Source organism: Vulcanisaeta distributa JCM 11217 (assembly GCF_001316005.1).
Classification (GTDB): Archaea; Thermoproteota; Thermoprotei; order Thermoproteales; family Thermocladiaceae; genus Vulcanisaeta; species Vulcanisaeta distributa_B.
In genome coordinates this window covers 73,931-99,138 of the sequence record NZ_BBBJ01000009.1, presented here as the reverse complement: position 1 = coordinate 99,138, position 25,208 = coordinate 73,931, and the positions used below count along the sequence as shown (strand labels likewise).

31 protein-coding genes and 5 pseudogenes are annotated in these 25,208 nt (G+C 47.3%); 16 read left to right on the top strand and 20 right to left on the bottom strand.

What is annotated here, in order from left to right; all coding sequences use genetic code 11:
* Positions 1-5: 5 nt before the first annotated feature.
* Entirely contained in the window at positions 6-497 is a 492-nt protein-coding gene (locus tag JCM11217_RS16230) for a hypothetical protein (protein WP_243679160.1), read from the top strand.
* A gap of 4 nt (positions 498-501) precedes the next feature.
* Here JCM11217_RS16230 and JCM11217_RS10325 read toward each other — a convergent pair whose 3' ends face one another.
* The 3 genes from JCM11217_RS10325 to JCM11217_RS10315 all read right to left on the bottom strand — a co-directional run bounded on the left by JCM11217_RS10325 (position 502) and on the right by JCM11217_RS10315 (position 1,717).
* Positions 502-825 (bottom strand): hypothetical protein, encoded by a 324-nt coding sequence (locus JCM11217_RS10325; protein ID WP_054842870.1) that lies wholly within the window; start codon positions 823-825, stop codon positions 502-504.
* Positions 826-1,127: 302 nt separating this feature from the next.
* Positions 1,128-1,340: a nucleotidyltransferase domain-containing protein gene (locus tag JCM11217_RS10320; protein WP_054842869.1), complete on the bottom strand. Its 213-nt coding sequence runs from the start codon at positions 1,338-1,340 to the stop codon at positions 1,128-1,130.
* Complete coding sequence (locus JCM11217_RS10315; RefSeq protein WP_054842868.1) at positions 1,337-1,717, bottom strand: HEPN domain-containing protein; 381 nt, start codon at positions 1,715-1,717, stop codon at positions 1,337-1,339. The genes JCM11217_RS10320 and JCM11217_RS10315 overlap by 4 nt, the downstream gene beginning before the upstream one ends.
* A gap of 195 nt (positions 1,718-1,912) precedes the next feature.
* Between JCM11217_RS10315 and JCM11217_RS10310 the strand changes: the two genes are divergently transcribed.
* From JCM11217_RS10310 to JCM11217_RS16225, 3 genes are all read left to right on the top strand, one after another.
* Positions 1,913-2,467, top strand: a complete 555-nt coding sequence (locus JCM11217_RS10310; RefSeq protein ID WP_054842867.1) for a PaREP1 family protein — start codon at positions 1,913-1,915, stop codon at positions 2,465-2,467.
* 700 nt (positions 2,468-3,167) lie between these two features.
* On the top strand, positions 3,168-3,971 hold the full coding sequence (locus JCM11217_RS10305) for an SDR family oxidoreductase (RefSeq protein WP_243679159.1): 804 nt from the start codon (positions 3,168-3,170) through the stop codon (positions 3,969-3,971).
* Positions 3,943-4,170, top strand: a complete 228-nt coding sequence (locus JCM11217_RS16225; protein WP_243679158.1) for a hypothetical protein — start codon at positions 3,943-3,945, stop codon at positions 4,168-4,170. Before JCM11217_RS10305 ends, JCM11217_RS16225 begins: the two co-directional genes overlap by 29 nt.
* Here JCM11217_RS16225 and JCM11217_RS10300 read toward each other — a convergent pair.
* A complete protein-coding gene (locus tag JCM11217_RS10300) occupies positions 4,167-5,249 on the bottom strand; it encodes a glucose-1-phosphate thymidylyltransferase (RefSeq protein WP_054842866.1) in 1,083 nt (360 codons plus the stop codon). The genes JCM11217_RS16225 and JCM11217_RS10300 overlap by 4 nt on opposite strands.
* Before the next feature lie 83 nt (positions 5,250-5,332).
* On the opposite strand from JCM11217_RS10300, the gene JCM11217_RS10295 reads away from it, so the two are divergent.
* On the top strand, positions 5,333-5,596 hold the full coding sequence (locus JCM11217_RS10295; RefSeq protein WP_054842865.1) for a hypothetical protein: 264 nt from the start codon (positions 5,333-5,335) through the stop codon (positions 5,594-5,596).
* 42 nt (positions 5,597-5,638) lie between these two features.
* A complete protein-coding gene (locus JCM11217_RS10290) occupies positions 5,639-6,808 on the top strand; it encodes a hypothetical protein (protein ID WP_054842864.1) in 1,170 nt (389 codons plus the stop codon).
* Here JCM11217_RS10290 and thyX read toward each other — a convergent pair.
* The 12 genes and pseudogenes from thyX to JCM11217_RS10245 all read right to left on the bottom strand — a co-directional run bounded on the left by thyX (position 6,792) and on the right by JCM11217_RS10245 (position 17,274).
* On the bottom strand, positions 6,792-7,586 hold the full coding sequence (thyX, locus tag JCM11217_RS10285) for an FAD-dependent thymidylate synthase (protein WP_054842863.1): 795 nt from the start codon (positions 7,584-7,586) through the stop codon (positions 6,792-6,794). The genes JCM11217_RS10290 and thyX overlap by 17 nt on opposite strands.
* Positions 7,587-7,638: 52 nt before the next feature.
* Positions 7,639-8,595, bottom strand: coding sequence for an ABC transporter ATP-binding protein (locus JCM11217_RS10280; protein ID WP_054842862.1), 957 nt, complete (start codon positions 8,593-8,595; stop codon positions 7,639-7,641).
* Positions 8,595-9,470 carry an ABC transporter ATP-binding protein gene (locus JCM11217_RS10275; RefSeq protein WP_243679183.1) on the bottom strand — a complete coding sequence of 292 codons (876 nt, stop codon included), beginning with the start codon at positions 9,468-9,470 and terminating at the stop codon, positions 8,595-8,597. The genes JCM11217_RS10280 and JCM11217_RS10275 overlap by 1 nt, the downstream gene beginning before the upstream one ends.
* A gap of 123 nt (positions 9,471-9,593) precedes the next feature.
* Positions 9,594-9,749: a hypothetical protein gene (locus JCM11217_RS16220; protein ID WP_243679157.1), complete on the bottom strand. Its 156-nt coding sequence runs from the start codon at positions 9,747-9,749 to the stop codon at positions 9,594-9,596.
* Positions 9,743-10,098: pseudogene (locus JCM11217_RS16215) on the bottom strand (ABC transporter permease subunit). Before JCM11217_RS16215 ends, JCM11217_RS16220 begins: the two are co-directional and overlap by 7 nt.
* 430 nt (positions 10,099-10,528) lie before the next feature.
* A pseudogene (locus JCM11217_RS16210) lies at positions 10,529-11,139 on the bottom strand (ABC transporter permease).
* A complete protein-coding gene (locus JCM11217_RS16205) occupies positions 11,106-11,570 on the bottom strand; it encodes a hypothetical protein (protein ID WP_243679156.1) in 465 nt (154 codons plus the stop codon). Before JCM11217_RS16205 ends, JCM11217_RS16210 begins: the two are co-directional and overlap by 34 nt.
* 140 nt (positions 11,571-11,710) lie before the next feature.
* Positions 11,711-13,807 carry an ABC transporter substrate-binding protein gene (locus JCM11217_RS10260; protein ID WP_243679155.1) on the bottom strand — a complete coding sequence of 699 codons (2,097 nt, stop codon included), beginning with the start codon at positions 13,805-13,807 and terminating at the stop codon, positions 11,711-11,713.
* 168 nt (positions 13,808-13,975) lie between these two features.
* The gene (locus tag JCM11217_RS10255; RefSeq protein ID WP_054842861.1) at positions 13,976-14,539 is read right to left on the bottom strand and encodes a GPR1/FUN34/YaaH family transporter; all 564 of its coding nucleotides are present in this window, start codon (positions 14,537-14,539) and stop codon (positions 13,976-13,978) included.
* Positions 14,540-14,543: 4 nt separating this feature from the next.
* Positions 14,544-16,377, bottom strand: a pseudogene (acs, locus tag JCM11217_RS10250) (acetate--CoA ligase).
* On the bottom strand, positions 16,349-16,558 hold the full coding sequence (locus tag JCM11217_RS16200) for an acetyl-coenzyme A synthetase N-terminal domain-containing protein (RefSeq protein WP_243679154.1): 210 nt from the start codon (positions 16,556-16,558) through the stop codon (positions 16,349-16,351). Before JCM11217_RS16200 ends, acs begins: the two are co-directional and overlap by 29 nt.
* Positions 16,559-16,689: 131 nt before the next feature.
* Entirely contained in the window at positions 16,690-17,274 is a 585-nt protein-coding gene (locus JCM11217_RS10245) for a hypothetical protein (RefSeq protein ID WP_054842860.1), read from the bottom strand.
* 201 nt (positions 17,275-17,475) lie between these two features.
* On the opposite strand from JCM11217_RS10245, the gene JCM11217_RS10240 reads away from it, so the two are divergent.
* From JCM11217_RS10240 to JCM11217_RS16180, 5 genes and pseudogenes are all read left to right on the top strand, one after another.
* Complete coding sequence (locus JCM11217_RS10240) at positions 17,476-17,664, top strand: sulfurtransferase TusA family protein (protein WP_243679153.1); 189 nt, start codon at positions 17,476-17,478, stop codon at positions 17,662-17,664.
* A gap of 335 nt (positions 17,665-17,999) precedes the next feature.
* A complete protein-coding gene (locus tag JCM11217_RS16195; protein WP_243679152.1) occupies positions 18,000-19,241 on the top strand; it encodes a M1 family metallopeptidase in 1,242 nt (413 codons plus the stop codon).
* Positions 19,238-19,519 carry a hypothetical protein gene (locus JCM11217_RS16190; RefSeq protein ID WP_243679151.1) on the top strand — a complete coding sequence of 94 codons (282 nt, stop codon included), beginning with the start codon at positions 19,238-19,240 and terminating at the stop codon, positions 19,517-19,519. Before JCM11217_RS16195 ends, JCM11217_RS16190 begins: the two co-directional genes overlap by 4 nt.
* 66 nt (positions 19,520-19,585) lie before the next feature.
* Positions 19,586-19,654 (top strand): annotated as a pseudogene (locus tag JCM11217_RS16185) (hypothetical protein); the annotation flags it as partial.
* Between the two features lie 234 nt (positions 19,655-19,888).
* Positions 19,889-20,227 (top strand): HEAT repeat domain-containing protein, encoded by a 339-nt coding sequence (locus JCM11217_RS16180; protein WP_243679182.1) that lies wholly within the window; start codon positions 19,889-19,891, stop codon positions 20,225-20,227.
* On the opposite strand, the gene JCM11217_RS10230 is transcribed toward JCM11217_RS16180, so the two are convergent.
* The gene (locus JCM11217_RS10230; RefSeq protein ID WP_243679150.1) at positions 20,224-20,736 is read right to left on the bottom strand and encodes a methyltransferase; all 513 of its coding nucleotides are present in this window, start codon (positions 20,734-20,736) and stop codon (positions 20,224-20,226) included. The two genes, JCM11217_RS16180 and JCM11217_RS10230, sit on opposite strands and share 4 nt — an antisense overlap.
* Positions 20,684-20,824 (bottom strand): hypothetical protein, encoded by a 141-nt coding sequence (locus tag JCM11217_RS16175; protein WP_243679149.1) that lies wholly within the window; start codon positions 20,822-20,824, stop codon positions 20,684-20,686. Before JCM11217_RS16175 ends, JCM11217_RS10230 begins: the two co-directional genes overlap by 53 nt.
* A 95-nt stretch (positions 20,825-20,919) precedes the next feature.
* On the opposite strand from JCM11217_RS16175, the gene JCM11217_RS16170 reads away from it, so the two are divergent.
* The 5 genes from JCM11217_RS16170 to JCM11217_RS10215 all read left to right on the top strand — a co-directional run bounded on the left by JCM11217_RS16170 (position 20,920) and on the right by JCM11217_RS10215 (position 23,121).
* On the top strand, positions 20,920-21,072 hold the full coding sequence (locus JCM11217_RS16170; protein ID WP_243679148.1) for a hypothetical protein: 153 nt from the start codon (positions 20,920-20,922) through the stop codon (positions 21,070-21,072).
* Between the two features lie 109 nt (positions 21,073-21,181).
* Positions 21,182-21,448 (top strand): hypothetical protein, encoded by a 267-nt coding sequence (locus tag JCM11217_RS16165; RefSeq protein WP_243679181.1) that lies wholly within the window; start codon positions 21,182-21,184, stop codon positions 21,446-21,448.
* Entirely contained in the window at positions 21,379-21,783 is a 405-nt protein-coding gene (locus JCM11217_RS16160; protein ID WP_243679147.1) for a DMT family transporter, read from the top strand. Before JCM11217_RS16165 ends, JCM11217_RS16160 begins: the two co-directional genes overlap by 70 nt.
* 57 nt (positions 21,784-21,840) lie before the next feature.
* Complete coding sequence (rplX, locus tag JCM11217_RS10220) at positions 21,841-22,332, top strand: 50S ribosomal protein L24 (protein WP_054842859.1); 492 nt, start codon at positions 21,841-21,843, stop codon at positions 22,330-22,332.
* A gap of 36 nt (positions 22,333-22,368) precedes the next feature.
* A complete protein-coding gene (locus JCM11217_RS10215; RefSeq protein WP_054842858.1) occupies positions 22,369-23,121 on the top strand; it encodes a 30S ribosomal protein S4e in 753 nt (250 codons plus the stop codon).
* A 9-nt stretch (positions 23,122-23,130) separates the two neighbouring features.
* Here JCM11217_RS10215 and JCM11217_RS10210 read toward each other — a convergent pair whose 3' ends face one another.
* Positions 23,131-23,784, bottom strand: a complete 654-nt coding sequence (locus JCM11217_RS10210) for a hypothetical protein (RefSeq protein ID WP_054842857.1) — start codon at positions 23,782-23,784, stop codon at positions 23,131-23,133.
* Between the two features lie 19 nt (positions 23,785-23,803).
* Positions 23,804-25,099: pseudogene (locus JCM11217_RS10205) on the bottom strand (serine hydroxymethyltransferase).
* Positions 25,100-25,208: the final 109 nt, after the last annotated feature.

Genomic DNA, 25,208 nt, shown 5'->3' with positions numbered 1-25,208 from the left:
TATTAATGAATGTGGTGAATCAATCGGTGTCTATGAACATAACGAAGAGTGGGGTATATGTATTAAAGAGCGTGATTACTGTAAATAATTGGATCAACTCATCAATAAGCCTATTAATAAAAACAAATGCTATGGTGATACCCACGAATATAACCATAAGCCCTATATCAATAAAGCCCCCCCTAAAATCAACGCACTGCCCAACACCAATGATTATTAAGGCACTCGAGAACCCAAGCAAGTCATTATTAATAAGCCTGGCGGCTTTACCAATAGCCGCCGCATTACCATTAACGCCGAGGCTAAGGCTCAAGCCAAAATTAAAGAGGGCACTACTAATCCTTGGACTCACACTAATGCTACTATTCTACGTAGTCTGGGCCCTGGGCTTCACAAACATGGCGCCGCAACTCTACGAACCAGGGGGGGTCCTCAGGGCCTTCGGCATACTATTCATAATAGGCCTAATCACCGTAATAATCTCAGCCACCACATAAATCACTACCCACCATCAACTTGACCGAGCAGTCGCATTAAGGCCCTATAGTGTCTCAGGAACTCACGACCCCCCCTCCTGCTAACCCTATTAAACCTACAAACCCTCTGGGTCCTGGGATCACAGTAATCATCATACCTCTCAACAAGCCCCCCCAAATCCCAAGCCAACAAAAGTAAATCCTCACCATAACCCCCCCACATACGCAGGTAACCAAGCAACTCACGGGTATAGGGATCACGACCCCCCCTACGAGAATCAAACTCCTCAATAACCTCAAGCAACCTCGCCAAACCAAACAGGGGAACCCCCCCCAGTCTCTGACCCATTGCGTTACCAATAATTGGTAACGCTTTTATAAACCTTTCTCCATGCAGACTCCCTGGCTTTCTCGTTTTACTTACTTAGTTACTAATTGTTGGTAACGCAAACGGTCATTGAGCGACCTTGCCCCCCCTAATGGTGGGGGTCGCCGTTCATTATTTACATTGTTTTAGTAGTTCCTTTGGGTCGCCTATGATTGGTACGCCAGTTCTTAGTGATTCAAGCATTATGTTGTTATTCATGTGGTATTTGCAGAGTTCGTCGAGTGTGAATATCACTATTTCCACATCACCCAGTGGTGACCCAATTACCCTAGCCCTAAATGGGGGGGCTCGCCACTCACTATAACCACTAGGTCTATGTCGCTCATACCCATTACAAATTCACCGCGGGCCAATGAGCCGATTATGAAGGCAGCAATGGGGGGGTTGAGGCCATTAATGGCTCTGTTGATTGCCTGTATTAATTGGTTCGGGTCCTTAATTTTGTTCCTCCTCGCAACCTCATAGATTCGACTCAACAAAGCCCACCACTGGCATGGTCCACAGCCCTTCTGGCATCCTCCTCCGTGTAGTGCCTATGTGGTGCGCCCGAGGGCCACGCGTTTGGGTATCGTGTTGGTACGTAATACCTATCGAGCTCATCACCAACCCTAATTAATTCATCACTAACATCAACGCCATTATTCCTAAGTATCTCGAGCAACTCCCTGACGCTGTGGGTGTGTTCATACCGATTCAACCTCCTAATTAAAAGGGCCTTAAGCGCCTTCTCAGCAGCTTGCTGTGCGAAGTAGCAAGCCTTCGAGTACCTACCAAGCCTCATTAAGTCAATTGCTGCGGCTAAGTCATCCCTCGCCTCATCAAGCCAATCAACCCAACGCTGGTAAGAGGACATTTAATAAAAACTTAGCTCCTAGAGATAAAAATGCTTCGTACAACGATGATGTACAAAATACCCAACGAGGATAGATAAATGGTTATAAAGTTAAAGGAAGACCGTGAAGGCGTATTGAGTAAATTTAGGATAACTGAACCTAGCAGTAAACCAACCTTCAATAAGTATTTATAAGGGAAGCCAAAAAGCCAACTTGTGAATACTGAAGCTATTGAGAGACCTTTGCCTAAGCCTACCGTGGAGGATTACGTGAGTGCTAGGTTGTTGGAGGCTTTGGTTGAGGGTGGTTTGGCCTTGCGGTTTCTTAATGAGGGTTTGGTTAGGGATGCGGTTGGTAGGGCTTTCCAGGCTTGGAGGGCTTTGTTGGCGGCTTTGCTCAGACTTGAGCTTGATAAGTTGGTTAGGGTTGCTAGGACCGAGGAGGAGAGGAGTTGGCTCATGAATAGGGCTGTTCCGAGGGTTCCAACAACGAGGATGAAGGCGTTGTCGCAATTGCTTGAGGAGATTGGGTATGCGGGGGGGATTTACTTCGCCACAAGCACAGCCCTGGAACTACACGACTACCAATACAACGGGCCAGACCCGGATTTAGCTTTGTCGAAGTTCAGGGATAGGCAGGAAGCAGCAACCGCCGTAGTGAATCTCATAAAGGAGTTGGCGAATAGAATTGAGAACCTAAAGCAGAGGATGAAGTGGAGTGACGAACTCGAGAACGCATTAAATGAGTTGAGGAGGGGGGGTATTAAGTAAGGGCGTTGTTTACGTCTATAATGCAGGTTAATGAGTTGCGAATAAGAATGCCTCGGTTTTCCTAAGTCTACTTATTGTTACGTCGGGTATTAAACCTGCAGTCTTCATCGTTATTAAGCCAATTATCTGGGTCACTTACGCCCGCACCCCTAAGTGTTTCCTTAACATCCTCACTCAATTAGAGGGTCAAAACCCTCTCGTAATCGAGTACCTCAGCCTCAATCCTATGCCCAGACGCCGTGATTAAAGACCTCTTTCTACCCGTGCACGTAATGCCCTTGGTCTCTAATGCCGTTATGAGAACCTCGGAGAATTACGTGAACGCGCTTTCAAGCCTTTCAATCCTAGCTTCAATACTACTAATCCTACTCCCAACCCTATTAATCCTATTCTCAAACTCATTAATTCTACTTTCAATTCTATTGAATAAATCTTCAATTTGATTAAGCCTTAAATCAACATTACCAAACCTGGACTCTAACTCTACCCCCCCCGCGAACTTCCCGCCGAGCCAATAGGCTAAGGATGACGTTGATTATGCAATGCCACCACTACAGTGATTATCGTAGCAATACCAACAAAAGCCACACCTAATTAACAATAGAACGTGCTAATACAATACCTTATTATTGCCTTAGATAATAATGAACTAACCTAGAATTGGAAATTCTTAAAAGTAAATATTAATGTCAGCATTAGTATGAGGGTCCTAATCACGGGGGGGTGTGGTGGTTACATAGGCACGTTATTAACGCCATACTTAATTAGGAAAGGTTACAGTGTCAAGTGTGTCGATAGGTTATTTTTCGGCGATGACGTGCTTAAACACGTAGTTGGTGAGAGGAACTTCGAACTTATTAAAGCTGACACCAGGTCAATAAGCAAGGACGTACTTAACGGCGTTGACGCTGTTGTAGACCTTGCCGCATTGTCCAATGACCCAGCTGGCGAGTTAAATCCTCAGTGGACGCTCGATATTAATTATAGGGCTAGGGCTAGGTTGGCTAAGCTTGCCAGTGAGGTTGGAGTCTCTAGGTATGTACTTGCGTCAAGCTGTAGTGTTTATGGCAGGCAGAGCGGTGTTGCTGATGAGAATACCGAACCGAACCCATTAACGACCTATGCTAAGGCTAACCTGTTGGCTGAGAAGGACGTACTTCCTCTGGCAAGTAGTAGGTTTACGGTAACGGCACTGAGGTTTGCCACCGTCTATGGACCATCGGTTAGGATGAGGTTTGACCTTGTGATAAATGCCATGACGTTATCCGCATTCACTGAGGGGGGGGTTATTTACGTTGAGGGTGATGGAATGCAGGAAAGACCTCTTGTTCATGTTATGGATGTCGTAAGGGCCATTGGTACAGTGCTTGAGGCACCAAGTGACAAGGTTAATGGCATGGTATTTAATGTGGGCTCTGATGAGCAAAACTTTAGGGTCATTGAGATGGCCAGGATCGTGCAGAGCATAGTTGGTGGTGAGATCAGGTTCAGGGGGTGTGGTTGACGCCAGGAGTTATAGAGTTAACTTCAGGCGCATTAGGGATGTGCTGAACTTCGCTGCGCTTTACAATGTGGATGATGGCGTTAAGCAGGTATACCATGAATTACTCACCGGTCACTTAAAGCCTGAGGATAGGTGGTTCACTGTTAAGTGGTATAAGAAGCTCCTTGAGCAAAATCCGAAGCTGCTGGATAGTTATTAAGTGGTGCTAATTATACTGTTGCCCTCACCAAGTATTAAGCTATAATTACCGCTGCTAAGCCTGACCCTTGATTTAGGACCAATAATACTATCAACAAGCCTAGCCCTACCCAACTCAAGCGATGCGTCACTAAGCACCAGTGACCTGCTTAGGCTACCGCCATTTATCAACACATTTAATTCAACATCAACATAATGTTCAATCACCGTATCCTTACCAACCATTGAACCCCCCCTACCTATGTAAGCTGGTCCGTGTACCTTACCCTCAATTACAGCTCCACGCTCTATCACGACCCTGCCATTAACCTCACCCCCCCTAACCTCACCTTCAATCCTTGGTTTAACCTCATCAAGCATTAAGTAAAGTAGATCGAGTATGTCCTGGGGGGGTGTTCCCATGTCTTTCCACCAACTATTAGTCACTGAGTAACCTACCTTCCTGTCATTGTCTATGAACCACTGTATTAAGTCCGTTATTTCATACTCACCCCCCCTAGCGGATGGTTTAAGCGTACTGAAGGCCCTCTTTACGTCGTTAGAATCCCTAAACATGTATAGTCCAGTCATCACGAAGCTATTGGGTGGCGGTTCCCTGGGCTTTTCGATAAGCTTCACTATCTTGCCATCCTTAATCACGGCATTACCAAACCTGGTTGGATCCTTATGCCTAGTTAGTACTACGTAGACGTCGTAATCGCCCTCCCTGAACTCGCGGATGAACCTATCGAGGCCCTCGCCGAAGTAATTATCGCCTAGGTGCACTATTAACTCGCCATCCGCGCCCTCCTCAATGGCCCTATAAATCGCATGCGCGATACCAAGCCTCTCCCTCTGCTCAACATACTTAATGCTCACGCCCAGGCTCGACCCATCACCAAGCGCTTGCCTAAATAGAAAGCCTAGGCGGCCCACGACCACGTGGATATTATTAATGCCATTGCCCATTAACCCCCCCTCTATTATCCTCGTGACCAGAGGCTTACCCATTATTGGTATTAAGGGCTTTGGCAACGTATACGTTAATGGCCTAAGCCTGGTGCCTTCACCGGCAACGAGAATAACACCATTTATAGGCATTGATTATCTCTTTTAGAATTAATTTTTATGGCGTATTATTGATATCCATAATATTTAAAATGCTGGGTATGGTTGGTTCATGAATGGTTAAGGAGAGTGCCGTTGTTGCCGTTGTGCTTAATTACCTGCCCACCGCGGTCAACTATGCATTGGCGATTGCCTACATAGTTGTTTTAACGAGGTATATACCACTGGCGCAGTATGGCTATTACAACGCATTATTCGCAATAATAAATTCAATAGGTGCCTTAATACCGATACCAGGCATATCAGGTGCCATTGCTAGGGAGGGCGCCATTAAGTATGCCAGGGGGGTGGTGACGCCAAGCCCTACTTCTCAGCCATGATCTTAATGTCATTGATTATGGCCGTCATCTATGGCCTAGCGATTGCCCTGGCCACCCCCATTATATGCGAGTAATGGCATACCCGGGTGGTTGTTTGGTACCGCGTATATCTATGTGGCCACGGTCTTTATACAGTCAATCGCTGGCGCCCTTGGTCTCTATCTATGGTTGGTGGGTAGGGTTGCATCCCAGGGCATGGGCTCGACAATCAACATGCTCGTAATGAGGGTGCTCCAGGTGTTGTTGATTATCGTCATGCGTAATGTCTATGCGCTGGCCATATCCGTACTCCTAGGCTCATTGGCTCAGCTGCTTTATTATGTAGGCATCGTTAAGGGCTTGGTAAATCCACTGCTTGGTATTGGCGTGATAAGGCGTGGTGCGAGGGGATTCCTGGAGTTTGGGTTTCAATCATGGATACTTGGCTATATGGGTACGTTGAGCTTCAACTTGATTGTGTACTTAGTCTACATTTACCTTGGCCCTAGATTTACAGGCATTTATGGATTAGCAGCTGCAATAGCCAATGCCGTGACTGCCCTGGGCCCTGCCGTATCCACAGTGATGAATAGCAGGTTGTCCCAGGGGCTTGGCGCTGGCATTGACGTGGGTAGGGCGTTCCGTGAATATGCAATACCGTCATTCATAGCCGCGTCACTACTCGCCCAATTAATAGTCCTCGCGCTACCCGCCCTGCCGATGATAGGAATTATTAGTGGCGAATACGTTAGGTCAATACCCTACGCCTCCGTACTACTTGGTTATACTCCATTAGCCGTAATAGCTGGTATTTACACGTCCTACTACTGGGTAATTGGCAGAGGCTGGTATGCACTGCTTGCAAACGTCGTCGGCCTCGGCCTTGGGTTGCTTGCCTACGTGATTCTTCATTTTATTGGGATTTACATGGCCATAGCCAGTAATTACCTAATCTACGTACTGACCCTGGTGGCCTTTTGGTTTAGTGAGCGGTGGAACGCTAAAAGCATTAATGTTCTGGTTATTGGTTTGTCCCTGATCCTAACCATCATCTCCTCCTGTGCTGTGCCAATTCCAGATCCGCCAATTACCTGGCCATTGGCTCAATTAGTTAGTATATCCACACTGATTATTGTCCTCTACCTAGTTAAGCCATTACCCAAGGCCCTAATTGATCAGGTTCCAGGGTTCGCAAGACCATTAATTACGCCGTTCACTAAGACTGAGAGATAAAGCTGGCGATTCCCTTCGGTATTTCCATTTCCCATTTATTGAAGGCATCCTTAACGCTAACCACCCTGCAGTCGCTCGTCCCGTAAGCACCACTTAGCTTGTCAATGCCCCCCCTGCAGTAGTCTGGGTGTAGCCTCGGTAGGTTGTCCCAAACCCACTTGGCTATTATTGGGAACTTATCAATTAACGAATCAAACATGAGCCAGGCAATGAGCCTAATTTCATGAAATGCGCCCAAGCCAGTCCTAAGCGGTATGAAGTTCAGGAAGAATTCCCTAGCATTCATCTGAACCCAAACCCTACTAGCCATCGCATTGGGCAGTAAGTACCTGGCATCCTCCGGCGCTAATCCCTCCCTAGCCTTTATGTAGGCTTGCGACGCATCATCCAGGTAACCAGCCCATTGATTGGCCAAGCTCGGTGGTAATACATAGCGCAATTGTCCCTTAGCGTAGTCCACGTACCTCTGGCTCTCCTGCCAGTAACTAGCTACCCTATGCCTAACGAGCTCATGCGTGAACGCCCTACTACCCTCAACAAGCCAACTAGCACCCATGAACTCAAGAACGCTGTGATGTCCATCCCTAAGGAAGCCCGTTATCCTCCTAGCCACAAGCTCAGGCCTTTCCCTAACCCTTTTGATAGCATCCTCGATGGAGTACGCCCTATAAACAACGTCGGTCATCGCAGCAACTAACTCCTCACTACCCCCCCAGGTAAGCACAAGCTCAACCCTTGGTTTAATTATGTTGACCACATTTACCTTTACCTCCTGCACACTTATAAACCGACACCTAATTAAAACTGGGTAGGGTGTAAATTAAGAGGTATTACTGCTGTTGATACAGCCAGCAGGCAACCTGCCTATTATCAACTCTCATTAACTGCGGTTCCTTCTCCTTACAGATGCTCATTGCGTATGGACATCTTGGGTGGAATCTACAGCCAGGTGGTGGATTAACCAGGCTTGGTACCTCACCGGTTGGAGGCTCCAATTCTTTCTTACCTATCGTTGGCACAGACTTAAGCAGCAACTGAGTGTATGGGTGCATTGGCTTCTTGAATATCTCGTCAACGTCACCCATCTCTACTATCTTACCCGCATACATGATGGCGACCCTATCGGATATATAATACGCCACGGCTATGTTATGGGTTATGAATAGGTAGGTAAGCTTCAACTGCTCCTTAAGGTCCATCAATAGGTTGAGCACCTGGGCCTGCAGCGACGCGTCTAAAGCTGAGGTTGGTTCATCAAGGACTATGAACCTCGGCCTCTTAATAATTGCCCTAGCAATGGCAACCCTCTGAACCTGACCACCACTCAACTCCCTGGGCCTCTTATTACCATGCTCCCTATAGTTAAGGCCCACCATCTCCATGGCCTCCCTAACCTTATCCTCGTCAAAATGCCCAAGTGGTTCTGAGATTATCTCCTTAACGGATAGTCTCGGGTTAAGTGAGCTATATGGGTTTTGGAATACCATGGCCACCTGCTGCCTAACCCAGGGTATCTTATCCTCAGTAACCTTCTCACCCATGAAGTAGTACTCACCACCATCAGGTCTCTCGAGAGTAACTAGTAACTTGCCCAACGTGGTCTTTCCAGAGCCGCTCTCGCCAATAAGCCCCCCCAGCGTCTCGCCCTCCTCAATCTCAATGCTCACGTTATCCACAGCCCTAACCCAGGCGGGCTTCTTACCAAATAACCTGTCCAACAGCCCCATCTTATAGGCTAGGTAGTACTTCCTTAGGTTTATTGTCTTAACTATTGGGGGCATAACCATCACTCACCGTATAGCCAGCACCTAACTATTCTATTATTCACTCTTAATAATTTGGGTTCCTGAACCTTGCATATGTCCTTAACGTATGGGCACCTCGGGTGGAACTTACAACCACTTGGTAGGTCTAGGAATGATGGTGGATTCCCAGGTATTGACTGTAGCTTAACCTTACCACTGACGAACTTCGATAGGTCGGGCACACCCGCTATTAATCCCTGGGTGTATGGATGCATTGGCTCCCTAATCACCGACTCTATGTCTCCATCCTCCATTATACGACCCGCATAGAGTACCACCAGCCTTGTGGATATTACGTAGGCTAGGCTTATGTCGTGGGTTATGAATAGTATTGCGGTCTCCATCTCCTTGCTTAATTGCTTGAATAGGTTTATTACCTGGGCCTGTATTGTGACGTCTAAAGCCGACGTTGGCTCATCGGCGATGAGTATCTTTGGCCTCAGTATTAATGACATTGCAAGCACAACCCTCTGGATCTGACCGCCAGAGAGTTGGTGTGGGTACCTCAGCATTATTATCTCTGGGTCTGGGAACCTGAGGTCCTTAAGCGCTTGAATGGCCATTTCATAAGCCCTATCCTCACTATACCTCTCACCGCTCCTCTCCATCCTAATCCTGGCAGCCTCCATGAGCTGGTAGCCCACGGTCTTCACCGGGTTAAGGCTCGTGAATGGGTTTTGCAGAACCATGAATACGGTTGTGCCCCCCCTGTACTTCTCCATCTCCTTCTCACTCAGCTCCAGCAGGTTAACTCCGTCAACCATTATCTTCCCCCCCGACACAACGGCATTGCCCGGCAATACCCTGGCAATTGCCTGGCCTAGGGTTGACTTTCCAGAGCCGCTCTCGCCAACGATACCGACAATCTCGCCCTTATCAATGTCCAGGTTTATATCGTCAAGTACGTGGAGCTCCCCCCCATAACCGTCTTATAGCCGACGTATAAGTCTCTAATTGATAGGAGGACCATACCCACCACCTCAGTACACAGCCCTACCACCTATTATGTCCTGCAACCTATCACCAAGCAGTACGAAGCCCAGCGCAATTATTAATATTGTTACGCTTGGGAACACGGCCCACCACCAATACTTCGGGAATCCCCCAACTAACGCCGTCAGATGCCATCTCACCAAGTATTGGAAGGCCAGGTTGTAGCCCAACCCCCTATGAAGTTCAGTATTGCCGCCGCCAGTATCACATTGCCAAAGTCAAGCATTGCATAGGCTATTATTGGATCAATGGTGTTAATAAATAGGTACTTAAAGAAGAGCTTTAGCGGTGACACGCCGTATAGCTGGGCCGCGGCTATGTAATCCATGGCCTTAACCCTAAGGGTCTCAGCCTGAAGAGCCTCGCGTATATTGGCCACCAAACAATTATGAAGGAGTAAATCATGCCTATGAAGCTCGCCTTAAGCAGTACCGAGACAACTATGGCGAGTATTATGGCAGGTACCGAGAGGAAGGCGTCTGTTATCCTCATGAGTATCTCATCCCACCAACCACCTAGGTAACCGGCACTAATGCTAGGGCTGCCCCCCCAATAAGTATTGCCGAGAGCACCACCAGGAAGGCTGGGTAAGCGGCGCTATAGGGTATTGAGTATAGTATCCTTGATAGTATGTCCTGACCCATGTAGTTGGTCCCCCCATTAGGTGGGCCCATGATGGTGGCTGGAAGGCGCCAGCGAGGTTTTGGGCGAATGGGTTGTACGGTAGTAATATCCAGCCAAGCTCGGATCCCTAAGGTACCCAGCTAATATCTCGAGTATTCCCTGTATTATTGACCAAATGACGAAGGCAGCAACTATGATAAGGCCAACAAGGCCTGCTGGTCCCTGGATATTAACTTAATCCAATTCCAGGCGGCTGCTGTAAATCCACCGGCTGCTCTCTTCTCCGTTACCTGCTCCGTCATGTTATCCTCACCCTCGGATCAAGTATTCCATAGAGTATGTCAGCGATGAAGTTGGCGATTATCACCGATATTCCCACGAATAGTGTTATGTCGTAAACCATTAATGGATCAACGCTAGTGATTGCCACCGTCGTTATGTAGCCCATTCCGTGGTAGTCAAACACGTCCTCAGCGACGTAAGCCCCCCCGTCCAGGCCAGTGCGAAGGTCAGGACCATTAGCGTGACCAATGGTATTAGGGCATTCCTCAAGCCAACCCTATAAACCACCACCCTTCTTGAGAGACCCTTAACGTAGGCGAGCCTCACGTAGTCGCTCTCGAGAACGTCAAGCATGGTGTTCCTAGCCATCCTAGTGTAGACGCCAAAGCTATAAAGGACTACTGCGAACATAGGCAGTATCATGTGGATTAAGTAGCTCTCGGCATAGGCCCAGTCATGCTCAATCAATGCATCAATTAGGGGCCAGCCCGTTATTGGCTTTGGTCTAGGGAGTAGTGGGTTCACATAGCCGCTTGTTGGTAGGTGGGTCCATGGCTCAAGCCATATGGCGAATATTAATAATAGGAGTAGGGCTATGAAGTACGGCGGTGAGGACCAGGTAAATATGTAGAATGCCCTAATGAGGTAATCAGCCCACTTATTCCTATTCGCTGAGGCAATGGCGCTAGGTAGGTCCCGAGAAGCACTGTTATTATCACTGCGGGTATCATGAATGTCAGCGTTATTGGTAGGTAATGCATTATTATGTATGCCTCAGGTTCCTTGTAGATTGGGTCATAGCCAAGGTTACCGCTAAAGACATTTATTAGGTAGTTAATGAACTGAACATAAAGTGGAGCATCAAGGTGATACTCCTTAACTATGGTCTCTAACTGAGCCATTGTGGGGTGGGGACCTGCATAAAGCCTGGCTAGTGCCAATGGTGTCGTGTAAATGGCATGAACAAGAACAAACATCAATAGGAGCAATAGCAATAGCGTTATTATGGCATTAATAAATCTCCTTATTACGAATATTAGGAAATCACGACCAGCCATCAAGCAACAGGAATAATCGTTCCTTTAAAAAGCTTACCCACATGTACATAGTCCTAAAAATACCTAGGATTATAAATTGATCTGTATTGATTATAAAAATAATAATATAAATTTTGAAATAATTATAGAAATTATTTATACTATGAGCTTACCTGCACCACCTTGGTTCCATTGGAGTACGTCACAACAGTTATGGTCACTGGCTTGTAGTACATAGTGTTGTAGTAGTAGCCCGTCCACGTAACTATTATGCCCTTCACGTACGGCTGCACCAGGAAGTATGGTACTGGGTCAGGTATCCAAACATATGGTGCTTGGTCATAAACTATCTTATACACCTGCTTAGCTATCTGTACCTGCTCGGTCAGGTTAGTCGTGAATGCAGCCTCATAGAGTAAGTTCGTAACCTTCGGGTTGTTATACCAGGCATAGTCACCAGTCGGTAGTGAGCCGGTTAGTATTGATATTGCCATCTGCATTATCGGGTCTGGCCAGTCTGCGCACCAACCAACACCGTATATTAACCTGCCACTAACCGATGGCGATGTCCAGCTATCAAACTCTGACGAGGTTACGTAACTCACGGCGGTCGGTATACCTATCTGACTTAGGTCTTGAGATACTATCTCAAGTTGCTCCTCTAACTGTGGTGTTACTGGTGGTATTACGTATATGGGTATTGAAGGTAGTTTCTGGCCACTTGGGTTGCCGATGACTGTGCCGTTGGGTAGTACTGTGTAGAAGTCGCCCTCCCAACCCGATTCATTGAGGTACTCAATGGCTAGGTTCGGGTTGTAGCTGTAGAATGGTAGGTGGTCTGGGTTGTATAGTGCTGGGTTAAGCGGCGTGAATGGTCCTAGGTAGTATGTTGCTAGTGTTGTGTTTAGTAGTGGTGAGTAGTACGTGTATAGCAACGCCGTGTAATTAATGGCGTGCTCAATTGCTAACCTGAAGTCCGTTATGTTCGTAGGCCACCTCTGCGTGTTCATTGAAAGCATCATTATACACTCGGGCGTTAGATCCCAATCAATGTGGATGATCGCCGTTGGCGGCAGGTACTGGTTGTATGGTGACCAAGCACTGTAGACCTGGTCTAGGAATGGCGAGCTCACGTAGGATAGCTGGGCCTGGTTCTCCGCGAACAATTCGACCCTGTCGGTGTGTGATTCTGAGATCTTCAAAACAATGGTCTGTATATGACCAGGTTGATCGAGTACCGGTAACGAACCAGGTGGATACTTATTGCCCCAGTAGTTGGGGGGGTTGAGTGTTAGGACTATCTCTGTGAATTCCCCTGGTGTTCCTGTAACGCTCTGTATCTCGTATGGGCCGGTTCCCGGCATTCCATACTGGCATAAGTAGCTATTTGGTGAGTTTACCTGAACACCGCCATGAGCGTCAACGTAGGCTGGTGGGACCATGGCACCCCACCACGATGCAATATCAAGTAGGAAGTACATGTATGGGTGTATCAGGTTTATCTCAACCTCATAAGGCCCAAGAACCACCACCGCCTGGTCTGGGTAGCTCATCATCTTCTGGATGGTCGCGTTCTGAACATTGAAGTTACTTAATACATACGCCAATGCATTGGCACAGAGCGTTACATTGCTTATGTACGCATTATTGCCGGTTGCGTAGGCGAGCGCGTGGCAGGCACCCCCCCACGGTATTGCAATACCGTACTGACTATAAACACTCATGTGGAATAGTAATGATCCGTAATTGCTTATTCCTGGTCCTTGTCCCATGATTATTGTTCTGTATAGGCTGAACCAAACGACTGTTGCGTTGAATGGCTCACCGTCGGTGAAGTAAACGCCTCGTCTCAGGGTGAAGATGTAGTGCTTGTAGTCTGGGCTGATGGTCCAGTTAGTCGCCAACATAGGAACAACCTGGAAATAATTACTACCATTCCAAGTTACCAACTCTTGATAAACAACATTGAATATCGGCTCATCCATCGTCCAAAAGCCCGTGGCTGGATCAAGACAATCAGGCGATGCCACATCAGTCAAGTCAATTAGTTCGTTTGGGTTTGGTGGTGCTAGGGTAATTGTCTGATTTGAAATGATAGTAACCGTGGGCTTCGTAACAGTCGGCGGAGTAACAACCTTCTTAGTCGGGTGATAAGTCACAGCAAAATAAGCACCAACAGCAACAACCACAACAACAACCACAATTATGCCCACTAACGCCGCCTTTGAAATTCCTACCTTGTTAAGGGATTTCGGCATAAATCAAAGCCAATTATTTATCCTTAAAAGTTTTACTCACCACCATCTATTAATACTATGGTTTAGAGATAATTTAGTTAAAAAGTTATTAAATATAAATGTACAAATGATCGTTCTAAGTATAAATAGATTATAATTAACCTTTTAATTATTCAATTACGTCATAATCTATGTTACTGCCTTCACCTTTATTGGCTGTGAGCTTAACAATGGCGCTGGTTTATTGAATACCTCTTGATATACCATTGCAAATGCTGTGTACCAGGCTAATAATGCGGTTATTATACCGACGTAGCCACCCACAATTGTTAAGCCCGCCGCGAGTAAGAAGAAGGTTAGCCAAAGCGTTAGGAATACTAGCCATAGTGCCCAATTAAGCCTGAAGGTGTATATCCAGAATATGAATGTGAAAATTCCGAAGGCTGCTAGGACCGCGCTTATGGCGGCCGGTGTAACGGAGATTATGTGCATATCAAGGAGCAGCACTGTTATGAAGTACCACTCCCAAAACGCGCCGTATGTAAAGAATGCGGCGTAACCGAAGGTATTTCCACTTCTCCATTCATATAAACCCGCGACTATTTGAGCTAAACCGCCGTAGAACGCTGCCAGTCCAATCACAACGTCTGAACCCGCGGTTATTATGTGCGCATTGAATAGGCTGAGGACTAACGTGGTTAATGCAAAGCCCGAGAGCCCGAGTGGTGCCGGGTTGGCTGTTTTCTCGGGCATTCGCTCACCCTTTACCGAGCTTTTCTAATTCAGCCTTAAACTCCTCGTAAGCCCTCTTAACCTCCTCAACGCTAGCTTCATCCTCGAGTGTAGTCACATCACCCAGTGGCTGTCCAGTGACGACTGCCTTGACCAACCTCCTCATTATCTTACCACTCCTGGTCTTCGGTAGCTTAGTCACGAAGAATATATTCGATAACGTGGCTATTGGCCCCCCCACGAGCTCCCTAACCGTATTATTCAACTCAGCCTTTAATTGCTCGGAGTTGGTAGCCCTGCTTAAGGACTACGTAGGCCACCGGAACCTCGCCCTTAACAGGGTCTGGAACGCCGACAACCGCGGCCTCGGCCACCGCTGGATGCTGTATTAACGCTGACTCAAGCTCATACGTGCCGAGCCTATGGCCGGCGACCTTAATTACCTCATCAGCCCTACCGAGTATCCAGAAGTAGCCGTCCTCATCCTTAACCGCGTAGTCACCTGCGTAGAACATTCCAGGGAATTTACTCCAGTAGGTCTTGACGTACCTGTCCGGATCCTTCCAAATCGTCAATAGCATTCCTGGCCAAGGCCTCTTAATTACGAGGTAGCCCCCCCTCTGTCCCGGCTGTACTGGGTTTCCATTATCATCAACAACGTCCGCATCAACGCCGGGCAGTGGTGGCCCATTAGTACCTGGCTTGAGTGGTACCAGGGCGAGACCTGGTGCGTGGGATATCAATATACCACCCGTCTCGGTCATCCACCAGGTGGAGCCGAAGGGCACCTTCTCCCTACCCGCCAACTTCCAGAGCCACCTCCAGGCCTCTGGGTTTATTGGCTCACCAACTGAGTGGATGAGCCTTATCGTACTAAGGTCATGCTTCTTAACCCAGTCATCACCAAACCTCATAAGTGTCCTTATACCCGTGGGGGCTCGTATACAGTATGGTCGCTCCATACCTCTCTGCAATCGCCCACCAACGGTCTGGGTTCGGGTAGTCGGGCGCGCCTCGTACATTATCGTTGTCATGCCCTCAAGGAGCGGCCCAAACACTATGTAGCTGTGCCCAGTTACCCAACCAATGTCCGCGGTGCAGAAGTGAATGTCGTCCTCCCTGGCGTCGAATACCCACTTCATGGTCGCGTGGAGTAACACCATGTAGCCGCCTGTGTCATGAACAATGCCCTTGGGCTTGCCCGTAGTGCCTGACGTGTATAGTATGTACAAGGGATGCTCGCTCTCCACGGGTTCAGGCTCCACGTAGGTGTTCATTGGTACGTCACTCATTAATTCATGCCACCAGTAGTCCCTGCCCTTAACCATGTTAACATCATTAAGACCAACCCTCCTGAAGACAATTACGTTCTTAACCGTGGGCGACTGCTCAAGGGCCTTATCAACAATGTCCTTAAGCCTAATCACCCTACCACGCCTATAACCACCGTCAGCGGTTATCACCAGCTTGGCCTCAGCGTCATTAAGCCTATCGGCTAACGCCTGTGCCGTGAATCCGCTGAAGACTACCGTAAATATTACGCCGAGCCTCGCAGCCGCAAGCATTGCTATTGGAAGCTCGGGAATCATTGGTAAGTAAATGCCTATGGTATCGCCCTTCTTAAGGCCGAACTTATTCTTAAGTACGTAGGCAAGCCTATTAACCTCACGCCATAGGTCGTAATACGTAAGCTTACGAACCTCAAGTGGATTACCACCTTGATCAACTGGCTCGCCCTCCCAAATAATCGCCACCTTATTCTTCCTACCACCCTTAACATGCCTATCCAGTGCCAGGTACGATGCATTTAACCTACCGCCAATAAACCACTTATAGAATGGGGGGCTGTGGATCGGCAACAAGTACTTTATCCCAGGGTTTGAACCACTCAAGCTCCCTGGCAATATTTGACCAGAAGGCCTCAATGTCCTTAAGGCTCTCACTATGAATTCTCTTGTACTCCTCAGGATCTACCGCCCTTTCCTTTCCAATCTCGGGAATGATTTTTTCTTTAAAGGGTAGAGCCCATGTTACTGACATACAGAGGTAATACTAAGTTATAGAGTTTTATAAGCTTTATCGACAATGCATAATTATTATAACAGTATAAACAGTATAATAATGATAATATTCAAATACATAATTATCGTAAATCAAATGCTCTTTAAATGCTACTGAATGGACCTTTTACTACTCAGTATGTGCTCCACCTGTCTCTCTATGTAATTCACAGTAAATCTCACACTATTAAACTTCTCATCAATCTCCTTAATCCTGGGCTTAATCTCCTCGTTATAGATCCTCCAGGCCCTGGGCTGAAGCATGCGTACCAACTGCGCAGTCCTGTATATGGCCACAATCTCAGTGGGCCTTAACTCCCAGGGAAGTCTCAACTCCTCGAGTCTCCTGGCCCTGACATACTTAGCCCTACCCATTTCAATAGCGTGTACGTGATGGGCAAATAGGTGGAGGAGTGTGTTCATGTCGATCCTGTAATTAATGAGTATTATTGACTCCTCTGGGAAGTACTTACCAGTAATCACTTGGCATTGCTGATCCCTATCCACGTACTCAATACACTCGTTAGTGGGGGGGTTTACCGTGGCTATCACCTTGGGCTTCTCAATATTCATACTTTCTGATAAGTTCTCGAGAATCCCCTCGGCACTACTCTCAATGTCCTCAAGGGGGGGTTTTAGGATTGAATTCTCAATCTCCATAATCACTTGGTTAATGAGGTCCCTACCTGCGGACATGAACTTATTATTATTAATTCCGAGACTTATAAATCCTCCCTAGGCCTTTACCTAAAATAGATTAATGCCGTATAAAGGGACTTATGCAAAAAATGCGCAGTGCATTATGCCTAAAGTATGCCAATACTCATTGATTGCTTATGAGGGTTGGCGAGTTGACGGTTGACTTAAGGGGGTATTGGTTGCCCATACGGCAGTACATTGGCCATACAGAGCTTCCGCGATGTGCCGGTGGGCTCTGTGATAACGTTTATACTCGATGATGAGGAGTGCTACCTAACATTGAAGAGGCTATTCCCACTGCTTGGGCAGAGGATCGTCAGGGCTGAGGAGCAGAATAGGGTGTATAAGCTCTCGGTTCTTAAGGTGAGGTTTTTCCAAATTGGGTAATGCATATTAACTTCGTTTAACGCCATACCACGTGTCCTTTGATAAGGCCGGCTACCTGATTGGTAGGAACTTCGTATACCCTGATTATAGAATTCAATTCCCCCCCAGGTACTACGGTTACACCCTGAGGCACCTAAGCTCAAGTAAGGGTTAAAACTAACGAGAAGGCAATAGAGGGGGCTGGCGGAATATAGTGTTGATGTACCACTAGGCAGGGACTATATTGAGTTTGATGCTGCTGAGATGAGGATAGTGTCGGTTAAGGTTGATGGGCAGGATGCCAAGTTCGAGTATGACGGCAGGACGTTAAGGGTATACCTTAGCCAGGTAGTCACATGGTACAGGTGGGCTACGAAACAAAGCCCAGGAAGGGTCTTTACTTCGTACTGCCAGATGAGCATTACAGGGATAGGGTGCCCATGGTTTGGACGCAGGGTGAGAGTGAGGATAATCATTACTGGATACCAATGCCTGACTATCCAAATGTTAAATTCACAAGTGAGTTATTGATAATAGTTCCGAAGACCTGGACCGCGGTTTCAAACGGTGTTTTAGTGGAGACTAAGGACCTGGGTAATGAGGTGTTGTGGCACTGGCGGTTGGATAAGCCTCACTCAGCATACCTCGTGGCCTTTGCAGCAGGTGAGTTTGAGGTTGTTAGGGAGGATTGTGATGGAATAACTATTGAGCACTACGTACCAAGGGGTTACGGTGATAGGGCTAGGTTTAGCTTCTATAGGACGTGCGACATGATAAGGTTTTACAGTGATTACACAGGCGTTAAGTACCCATGGCCCAATTATAAGCATGTTGCCGTTAGTGAATTCATTTATGGCGGTATGGAGAACACCACGGTAACAATAGTCACAGACACCACGTTACACGATGAGCATGCCCACTGCCCAGGTTCCAGATTCCCATGCCCAGACATGGAGGACTTCACATCAGATGGCTTGGTCGCCCATGAACTTGCCCATCAGTGGTTTGGTGATTACGTCACGACTAAGGACTGGGCTAATATATGGCTTAACGAGGCCTTTGCCACATATTTCGAAGCGCTCTACATGGAGCATGCCAAGGGACGTGATGAGTTCCTATACGAGCTTTACCAGAACCTCAGGAATTACCTCAATGAGTACGGCAATAGGTACGCAAGGCCAATAGTCACGAGGTTGTATAGAGACCCTGAGGAGATGTTTGATAGGCATACGTATGAGAAGGGCAGCCTAGTCCTGCACACCCTCCGTAACCTACTCGGTGATGAAGCATTCAGGAGAGGTATAAATCTATACCTAACTAGGCATGCCCATGGTAATGCTGATACGGAGGACCTCAGGAAGGCCCTCGAGGAGGTTTCTGGGCAACCGCTTGATTGGTTCTTCACCCAGTTCGTCTACTCGTCAGGTCACCCCCCCGTTATTAAGTATTCCTGGAGTTATGACCCAGCTAATAAACTTATTAAGCTAAGTATTAGCCAGGCCCAGGGGGGGGATGACTCATACCCAATCTATAGATTGCCTCTAGAATTTGAGATTAAGTACCAGGTGGTAGGGTCGACATATTTAGGTTCGAAATGAATGAGAGGGAGGCCACGATATACGTACCAGCTAGCGAGAGGCCACAGTACATATGCATTGATCCTCAATTCAAGGTAGGCGTTAAGTCCGTGAGTGCCGATAAGGGTGTTGAGGAGGCCATTGCAGAATTAAGTAGTGAAAACCTACCCTGTAGGCTTGAGGCCATAGATGCATTGGCCAGGGATGGCAGTGCCAGGGCTGTTGAGGAGTTGAGTAAGGCATTAATGAGCGACCCATTCTGGGGGGGTGTCAGGGCTGAGGCCGCAGGCAGTCGGTAGGTAGGTACGGAGGATGCGCTCAAGGCGCTACTCAACGCATTAAATAACGAGAGGCACCCAAGGGTTAGGCAAGCCATCGTGGAGGCCCTGGGCAACTTCAAGGGCAATAGGGATGTGGCTAGAGTGCTCACGTCAATCCTCGAGAATACATCCGAGAGTTACTACGTTAGGTCAAAGGCTGCCCAATCACTTGGTAAGTTGGGGGGGATGCTTGATTACGCTGGAGAACTCATTAAGGCCCTTGACTACCCAAGCCATAACTACGTAATAGCCCAGGGCGCACTACAGGGACTTTCCGAGCTGGGTACCGATGAGGCGATTGACACATTAGTTAAGTATACGGAACTCGGTAGGCCAACCCTCGTTAGGATGGTCGCGACCCAATCCCTGGGTAAGTTCGTGGGCGTTAGGAGGGTTTATGATAGGATTAGGGAGTTACTTAAGGACCCGTATTACAGGGTTAGGTATGCCGCCGTGGCTGCCGTGGAGAGTTCCCTGGACCCGAGGTTCCTGGATATACTCGATGAATTAGCCAGTAGGGACTTGGATGGCCGTATAAGGCGTTATGCGAGGGACGTTGCCAGGAAGATTCGGGAGCAGATGCAGAGGGGTGTTGAGTATGCAAGGCTAAGGGAGGAGATTGAGAGGATTAGGGAGGAGCAGAGGAGGATTATGGATAGGCTGGACAGGATGGAGGCGAAGGGCTAACTCATGACTTTAGCCACATAGGCTATGTAATTACCTGACTTAGCCAGTCTCTCTACAATGTCGTAATTACCGTATAGGATCTCCTCAAACCGTGACCTCAACTTCTTTGGCACCACAATCTGCAGTAGGCCGCCGGGCTTGAGGTGGTCCTTAGCCTCAATTATCAATCTCCTATTTAAGTCGAGACCGGCGGTTATTGGCGGATTTGAAATAATAGTATTAAACCTCTCACCCTGAACCGCGCTGTATAGGTCGCTTAGTCGAACTTCCGCATTGTCTACCCTATTAATCTTAATGTTAATAGCCGCTAGCTTAACCGCGAGCTTGTTTATGTCAACCATGACCACCCTACCCCTCGGCGCTAGCTTCGCCGCCACAATGCCGAGGACGCCATAACCGCATCCCATGTCGAGTATGTCCCAATCATTCATTATAACCATGTTCTCAGCCAACAACCTAGTCCCTGCGTCCACGTCCTCGCTCGAGAAGACCCCCCCAGGAGCCAGCACGAAGGTCAACGGAAATCCCCCTAATCACGGTATGGATCCTCCTAACCCTCATCTCCTTAAAGACGGGTTCCCTATCGTAATAATGCATTAATACTCTAAAGACCCCCCCTTAGGAACAAGCCTTTTATCCCTTTCATTATTTTCAGGAAGAACGGTTTTTAAGCACACCATAACCCGTCATTGTTGATGAGGAAATCACTATTCATTGGTTACCTACTGATTTACGTATTCTCAGCATCATTTAATTACTTCTTCGTGAAATTTGGATTAAGATATGCAATGCCGTTGGGCTACATGTCGATTAGGTATGCAATAGCTGGAGCCTGTTGGCTATAGCAGCCGCATTAATTAATGGGAGGTACTACGTAATACTGAACAGGGACTTAGCCTCCTGAGCCTATTCTCCTCACTAAGCACGGCGCTTTGGGCCTATGGCCTGGTTTACATAGATCCAGGGTCATCAGCCATATTCGGCTATACAATGCCCCTATTCGCAATACCACTATCGATTATTCTAATTCATGAGAGGCCAAGGACTCTTAACGTTATTGGGGGGGCAATTATTGGGTTTATTGGCGTTATTATTTATGGCGTGTCCTCAATAATAAGGGGGGGTGTCTCATTAATTGCGCGTTGCTTACGGTGGTTAATGCCATATTTTGGGCCCTATATAGTATATACTTTAGGAAGTTGGGTGATAATGATGGGTTGATTGTCGTGTCTAACATGTTCATAGTTGGTTCAGTACTGCTTGCCGTAATGGGATTACTACTTGATGGTCCCAGGGCATTCACAAGTATTGAGTGGGCGCCTGGGTTTATCGATAATTTACTGGGCACCTCTGTGGTTGGTGGTGCGGTTCTGTTTCTCGTTTGGTACCTACTTGTTAATTCTATTGGGGGGGTTGCGAATTCAACGCCGTATATATTCACGGTCCCTGCATTGACACTCGTGCTCAATTACTTAATAATGGGTATTCAACCAACCATACCGGAGATTATTGGCTCAGCCGTAATGTTCGTTGGTATTTACCTCGCCTCGACCTAGCCGTGACCCATTGGCGTACTAAAAATTTTTAAGTAATTAGCTTAAGCGGGTTCTTACATGGCCACATTAACAAGGTCTAAGCAACCGAGGAAGCAGAGGAAGGCGTTATTCAACGCGCCACTCCATGTTAGGCATAGGTTAATGACTGCAAGGCTTAGTGAGGACCTACAGAGACAGTACGGCGTTAAGAGATTGCCTATTAGGAAGGGTGATACCGTGCTTATACTCAGGGGGGGAGACTTTAAGGGCGTTAGGGGGGGTAAGGTTGTCGATGTTGATTTGAGGAAGATGAGGATTTACGTGGAGAACGCAACCCTGAAGAAACCGAGTGGTGAAACCGTTTATTACCCAATACACCCGTCAAAGGTCATGATTGTTGAGTTAGACACCAGCGATAAGAGGAGGCTTGAGGCCATTGAGAGGGCTAGGAAGCAGCGCGAGGAGTACCTGAAGAAGCTTGAGGAGGCTAAGGAGGCCAGGGCGTTAAGGAAGCCTGAAGTAATCGTCGTTGGTGGTCAGGGCGGTGGCGGTGAGCAGAAGCAGCAGTAAGCCTTTAAATGGGGGGGTTCCCCACGGTGATGCCTAATGCCCAGTAGGCACTTAAGGCGTTATCAAGCACCTGAGTGGTGGCCGATATCGACAAAGGAGGCTGTATGGGTTGTTAGGCCGAGCCCTGGACCGCACCCACTGGCTAAGTCATTGCCGCTGGCATTACTCGTTAGGGATGTCCTTAGATACGCGAAGACCCTCAGGGAGGCTAGGTACGTAATTGGTAAGGGGGGGTTGATTAAGGTTGATGGTAGGGTGAGGAGGGATTACAAGTACCCCCCCGTTGGTTTAATGGACGTTGTCGAGATTATACCAACCAATGAGATTTACCGAATGGTTCCACACCCAACCAAGTTCCTATGGCCAGTACCAATAAGCCAGGAGGAGGCTAGGTATAAGCTTTGCAGGGTTGAGAATAAGACAATGGTTAAGGGTGGGCAAATACAGCTTAACCTGCACGATGGTAGAAACATACAACTACCCTATGAGGAGGGTAGCAAGTACGATACGCTTGACTCAGTACTCATTGACATTAACGAGAATAAGATAGTCGATCACGTAAAGCTTGAGCTAGGTTCGCTGGGGGGGCTCATTGTCGATGGTAAGAACGTGGGTTACTACGGCAAGATAACCGAGATAATACAAACCTATAGGAAGAGGGAGTCCACCGTGAAGATTGTGACGAGCGATGGTAAGGAGGTCAGAACAATAATGGACTACCTATTTGCAGTGGGTAGGGAAAAGCCCCCCCTAATAACCATAATGTTACAACAGGCACAATCTCAATAACTGTAACTGTCATTTTATCAGTTTAATCATGGTATTACTACCCACGGCCTTTCGAATAACCCTATCAATTAATGCCTTAGCAATCTCTAGCTTCGCCCTCTTTATCTCATCGTTTCTCTTCACGGTCTTACCTGGGTTAAAGCCGTAAATCCTAATCTCCCGAGAACCCATGTAATAAGCGAGATAAACAGCCCTATCACCATCGGTAAATCCAGGAATTAGTAATGAACAACCCCTAGGCCATACCTGGACTGTAGGTAGTAACTTCCTAACTTTAGATGCATACTTAGGGTAATACTCAATGTTATCTCCATGCGCATGACCAAGCACCAAGCAATCACAATTAATTAACTCCTCAGGCATGAAGTCAAAATCCGTGACGACGATGTCAGGGTTCAATCCCCAATCACGAAGAAGCCTAACCGAGTAACCCTCAACCGCAATCAATAAACCATCATCACTAGGCCTCACCTCAGCCGCTGGCATCACCACATTAACCACGTCCCACCTGAATTCCCTTAAATCACCATCATAGTTGCAAAAGCTGGGCGCTAATTCAGCAGCTAGGTAATCACCGCTAAAGTTCAGTTGAGGAAGCATCGTCATGTAATAATTCCTAACTAATAACCACTCCATTGGGTCGAGAACAATGCCGCCGCGCATTGTAACCTCAACGACCGCATTACATTAGCATGTTTATGCCAACGTCAATACCAACGTCCTTAGGTGTTAAGCCATACTTAACCTGTGTAAACTCCCTCCTAAACTCAATAACCTCCTTCCTAACATTACCTGGATCCTCCCTCCTTATGAGGACCCGCGCCATGAATTCGGCAATAACCCTCATCTCATCCTTACCCATGCCAAACCTCGTCATCTCCTGAACACCAAGCCTAAGTCCACTTGGGTCCCTGAAGCCCTTGTCCCAGGGTAGCGCATTTTTATTCACAATAATGTTAGCCTCCTCAAGTAGGATGGCTGACTTAGTACCACCACCAACGTTAGACACGTCAACGAGCACCTGGTGGGTCCTCGTGAAACCCCTATTCTCGGCAATAACCTTAAACCCAAGTGCATGCAACTCCTCCGCTAAAGTCCGCGCATTATTAACGACCTGCTCCGCATATGCTTTACCGAATTTCATCATTTCGATTGCGGTCACGGCAGTCGCGGCATACCTATGATGGTGATAATTCGAGGTCAATCCAGGAAACACAGCCCTCTGAATAACCTTAAACAAATCCTCCCTATTAGTAAATATAACGCCACCCTGAGGGCCAGGGAATGTCTTATGAGTTGATGATGTCATTATATCAGCACCTAGATCAAGCGGATTTGGAAATGCCCCCACCCGCAATCAGACCAAGCACATGCGCCGAATCATGAAGTAATACTGCATTAACCTCATGAGTAACATCAAGGAGCTCCTTAACTGGATGCGGGAATAAGTACACAGAACCACCGAGTATAACAATCTTCGGCCTAACCTCCCTAATTAACTTAATACTCTCATCAACATCAACATTGAACTCCTCATTATCCCACGGCAAATCAACAACCTTTAGCTTGAAAATCCCAGGTGCACCCGTCGTTTTATGACTTATATGACCCCCCCTGAATTAAGCGGCACCGACATTATCGTATCGCCAGGCTGCGTCAACGCTGCGTAAACTGCTGCGTTGGCTATCGTACCTGAGATGGGCCTAACATCAACGAACTTAGCATGAAATAACTCACCCATTAAGTTCGCGAGAAGGCCCTCAAGCTTATCAATATACTTAGTGCCTTGGTAATACCTACTGCCTAGTGTACCTTCAGCATATCTGCCCTCCATATCATTTAAGTAGACGTACTCGGCCAGTGGCGACATTACATTCTCGCTGGGTATGAGGTTTATTGTCTCTAATCTACGCCACTTATTATGTACCTTCACTATGTTTAATACATCGTTCAATACTGAGTCCGGGTCTAATGGCATTTACTAAGGTTTAACGATAATCTATTAAAGCTTTAATGCCCTGCCCACCCAACCTATTCTTAGGGTATTACGGAGCGGTGGATTAATTAATCTCTAAGAGTATATTAAA

What these genes read in the sequence shown, in the direction of transcription:
- JCM11217_RS16175 (WP_243679149.1), bottom strand. Translation starts at nt 20,824, where the DNA reads ATGCATTATTACGATAGGGAACCCGTCTTTAAGGAGATGAGGGTTAGG.
- JCM11217_RS16180 (WP_243679182.1), top strand. Translation starts at nt 19,889, where the DNA reads ATGGTCGCGACCCAATCCCTGGGTAAGTTCGTGGGCGTTAGGAGGGTT.
- rplX (WP_054842859.1), top strand. Translation starts at nt 21,841, where the DNA reads ATGGCCACATTAACAAGGTCTAAGCAACCGAGGAAGCAGAGGAAGGCG.
- JCM11217_RS10215 (WP_054842858.1), top strand. Translation starts at nt 22,369, where the DNA reads ATGCCCAGTAGGCACTTAAGGCGTTATCAAGCACCTGAGTGGTGGCCG.
- JCM11217_RS10315 (WP_054842868.1), bottom strand. Translation starts at nt 1,717, where the DNA reads ATGTCCTCTTACCAGCGTTGGGTTGATTGGCTTGATGAGGCGAGGGAT.
- JCM11217_RS10210 (WP_054842857.1), bottom strand. Translation starts at nt 23,784, where the DNA reads ATGCGCGGCGGCATTGTTCTCGACCCAATGGAGTGGTTATTAGTTAGG.
- JCM11217_RS16200 (WP_243679154.1), bottom strand. Translation starts at nt 16,558, where the DNA reads ATGTCAGTAACATGGGCTCTACCCTTTAAAGAAAAAATCATTCCCGAG.
- JCM11217_RS16195 (WP_243679152.1), top strand. Translation starts at nt 18,000, where the DNA reads ATGGTACAGGTGGGCTACGAAACAAAGCCCAGGAAGGGTCTTTACTTC.
- JCM11217_RS10245 (WP_054842860.1), bottom strand. Translation starts at nt 17,274, where the DNA reads ATGTCCGCAGGTAGGGACCTCATTAACCAAGTGATTATGGAGATTGAG.
- JCM11217_RS16205 (WP_243679156.1), bottom strand. Translation starts at nt 11,570, where the DNA reads ATGGCTGGTCGTGATTTCCTAATATTCGTAATAAGGAGATTTATTAAT.
- JCM11217_RS10325 (WP_054842870.1), bottom strand. Translation starts at nt 825, where the DNA reads ATGGGTCAGAGACTGGGGGGGGTTCCCCTGTTTGGTTTGGCGAGGTTG.
- JCM11217_RS10295 (WP_054842865.1), top strand. Translation starts at nt 5,333, where the DNA reads ATGGTTAAGGAGAGTGCCGTTGTTGCCGTTGTGCTTAATTACCTGCCC.
- JCM11217_RS10280 (WP_054842862.1), bottom strand. Translation starts at nt 8,595, where the DNA reads ATGGTTATGCCCCCAATAGTTAAGACAATAAACCTAAGGAAGTACTAC.
- JCM11217_RS16190 (WP_243679151.1), top strand. Translation starts at nt 19,238, where the DNA reads ATGAATGAGAGGGAGGCCACGATATACGTACCAGCTAGCGAGAGGCCA.
- JCM11217_RS16230 (WP_243679160.1), top strand. Translation starts at nt 6, where the DNA reads ATGAATGTGGTGAATCAATCGGTGTCTATGAACATAACGAAGAGTGGG.
- JCM11217_RS10300 (WP_054842866.1), bottom strand. Translation starts at nt 5,249, where the DNA reads ATGCCTATAAATGGTGTTATTCTCGTTGCCGGTGAAGGCACCAGGCTT.
- JCM11217_RS10255 (WP_054842861.1), bottom strand. Translation starts at nt 14,539, where the DNA reads ATGCCCGAGAAAACAGCCAACCCGGCACCACTCGGGCTCTCGGGCTTT.
- JCM11217_RS10260 (WP_243679155.1), bottom strand. Translation starts at nt 13,807, where the DNA reads ATGCCGAAATCCCTTAACAAGGTAGGAATTTCAAAGGCGGCGTTAGTG.
- JCM11217_RS10305 (WP_243679159.1), top strand. Translation starts at nt 3,168, where the DNA reads ATGAGGGTCCTAATCACGGGGGGGTGTGGTGGTTACATAGGCACGTTA.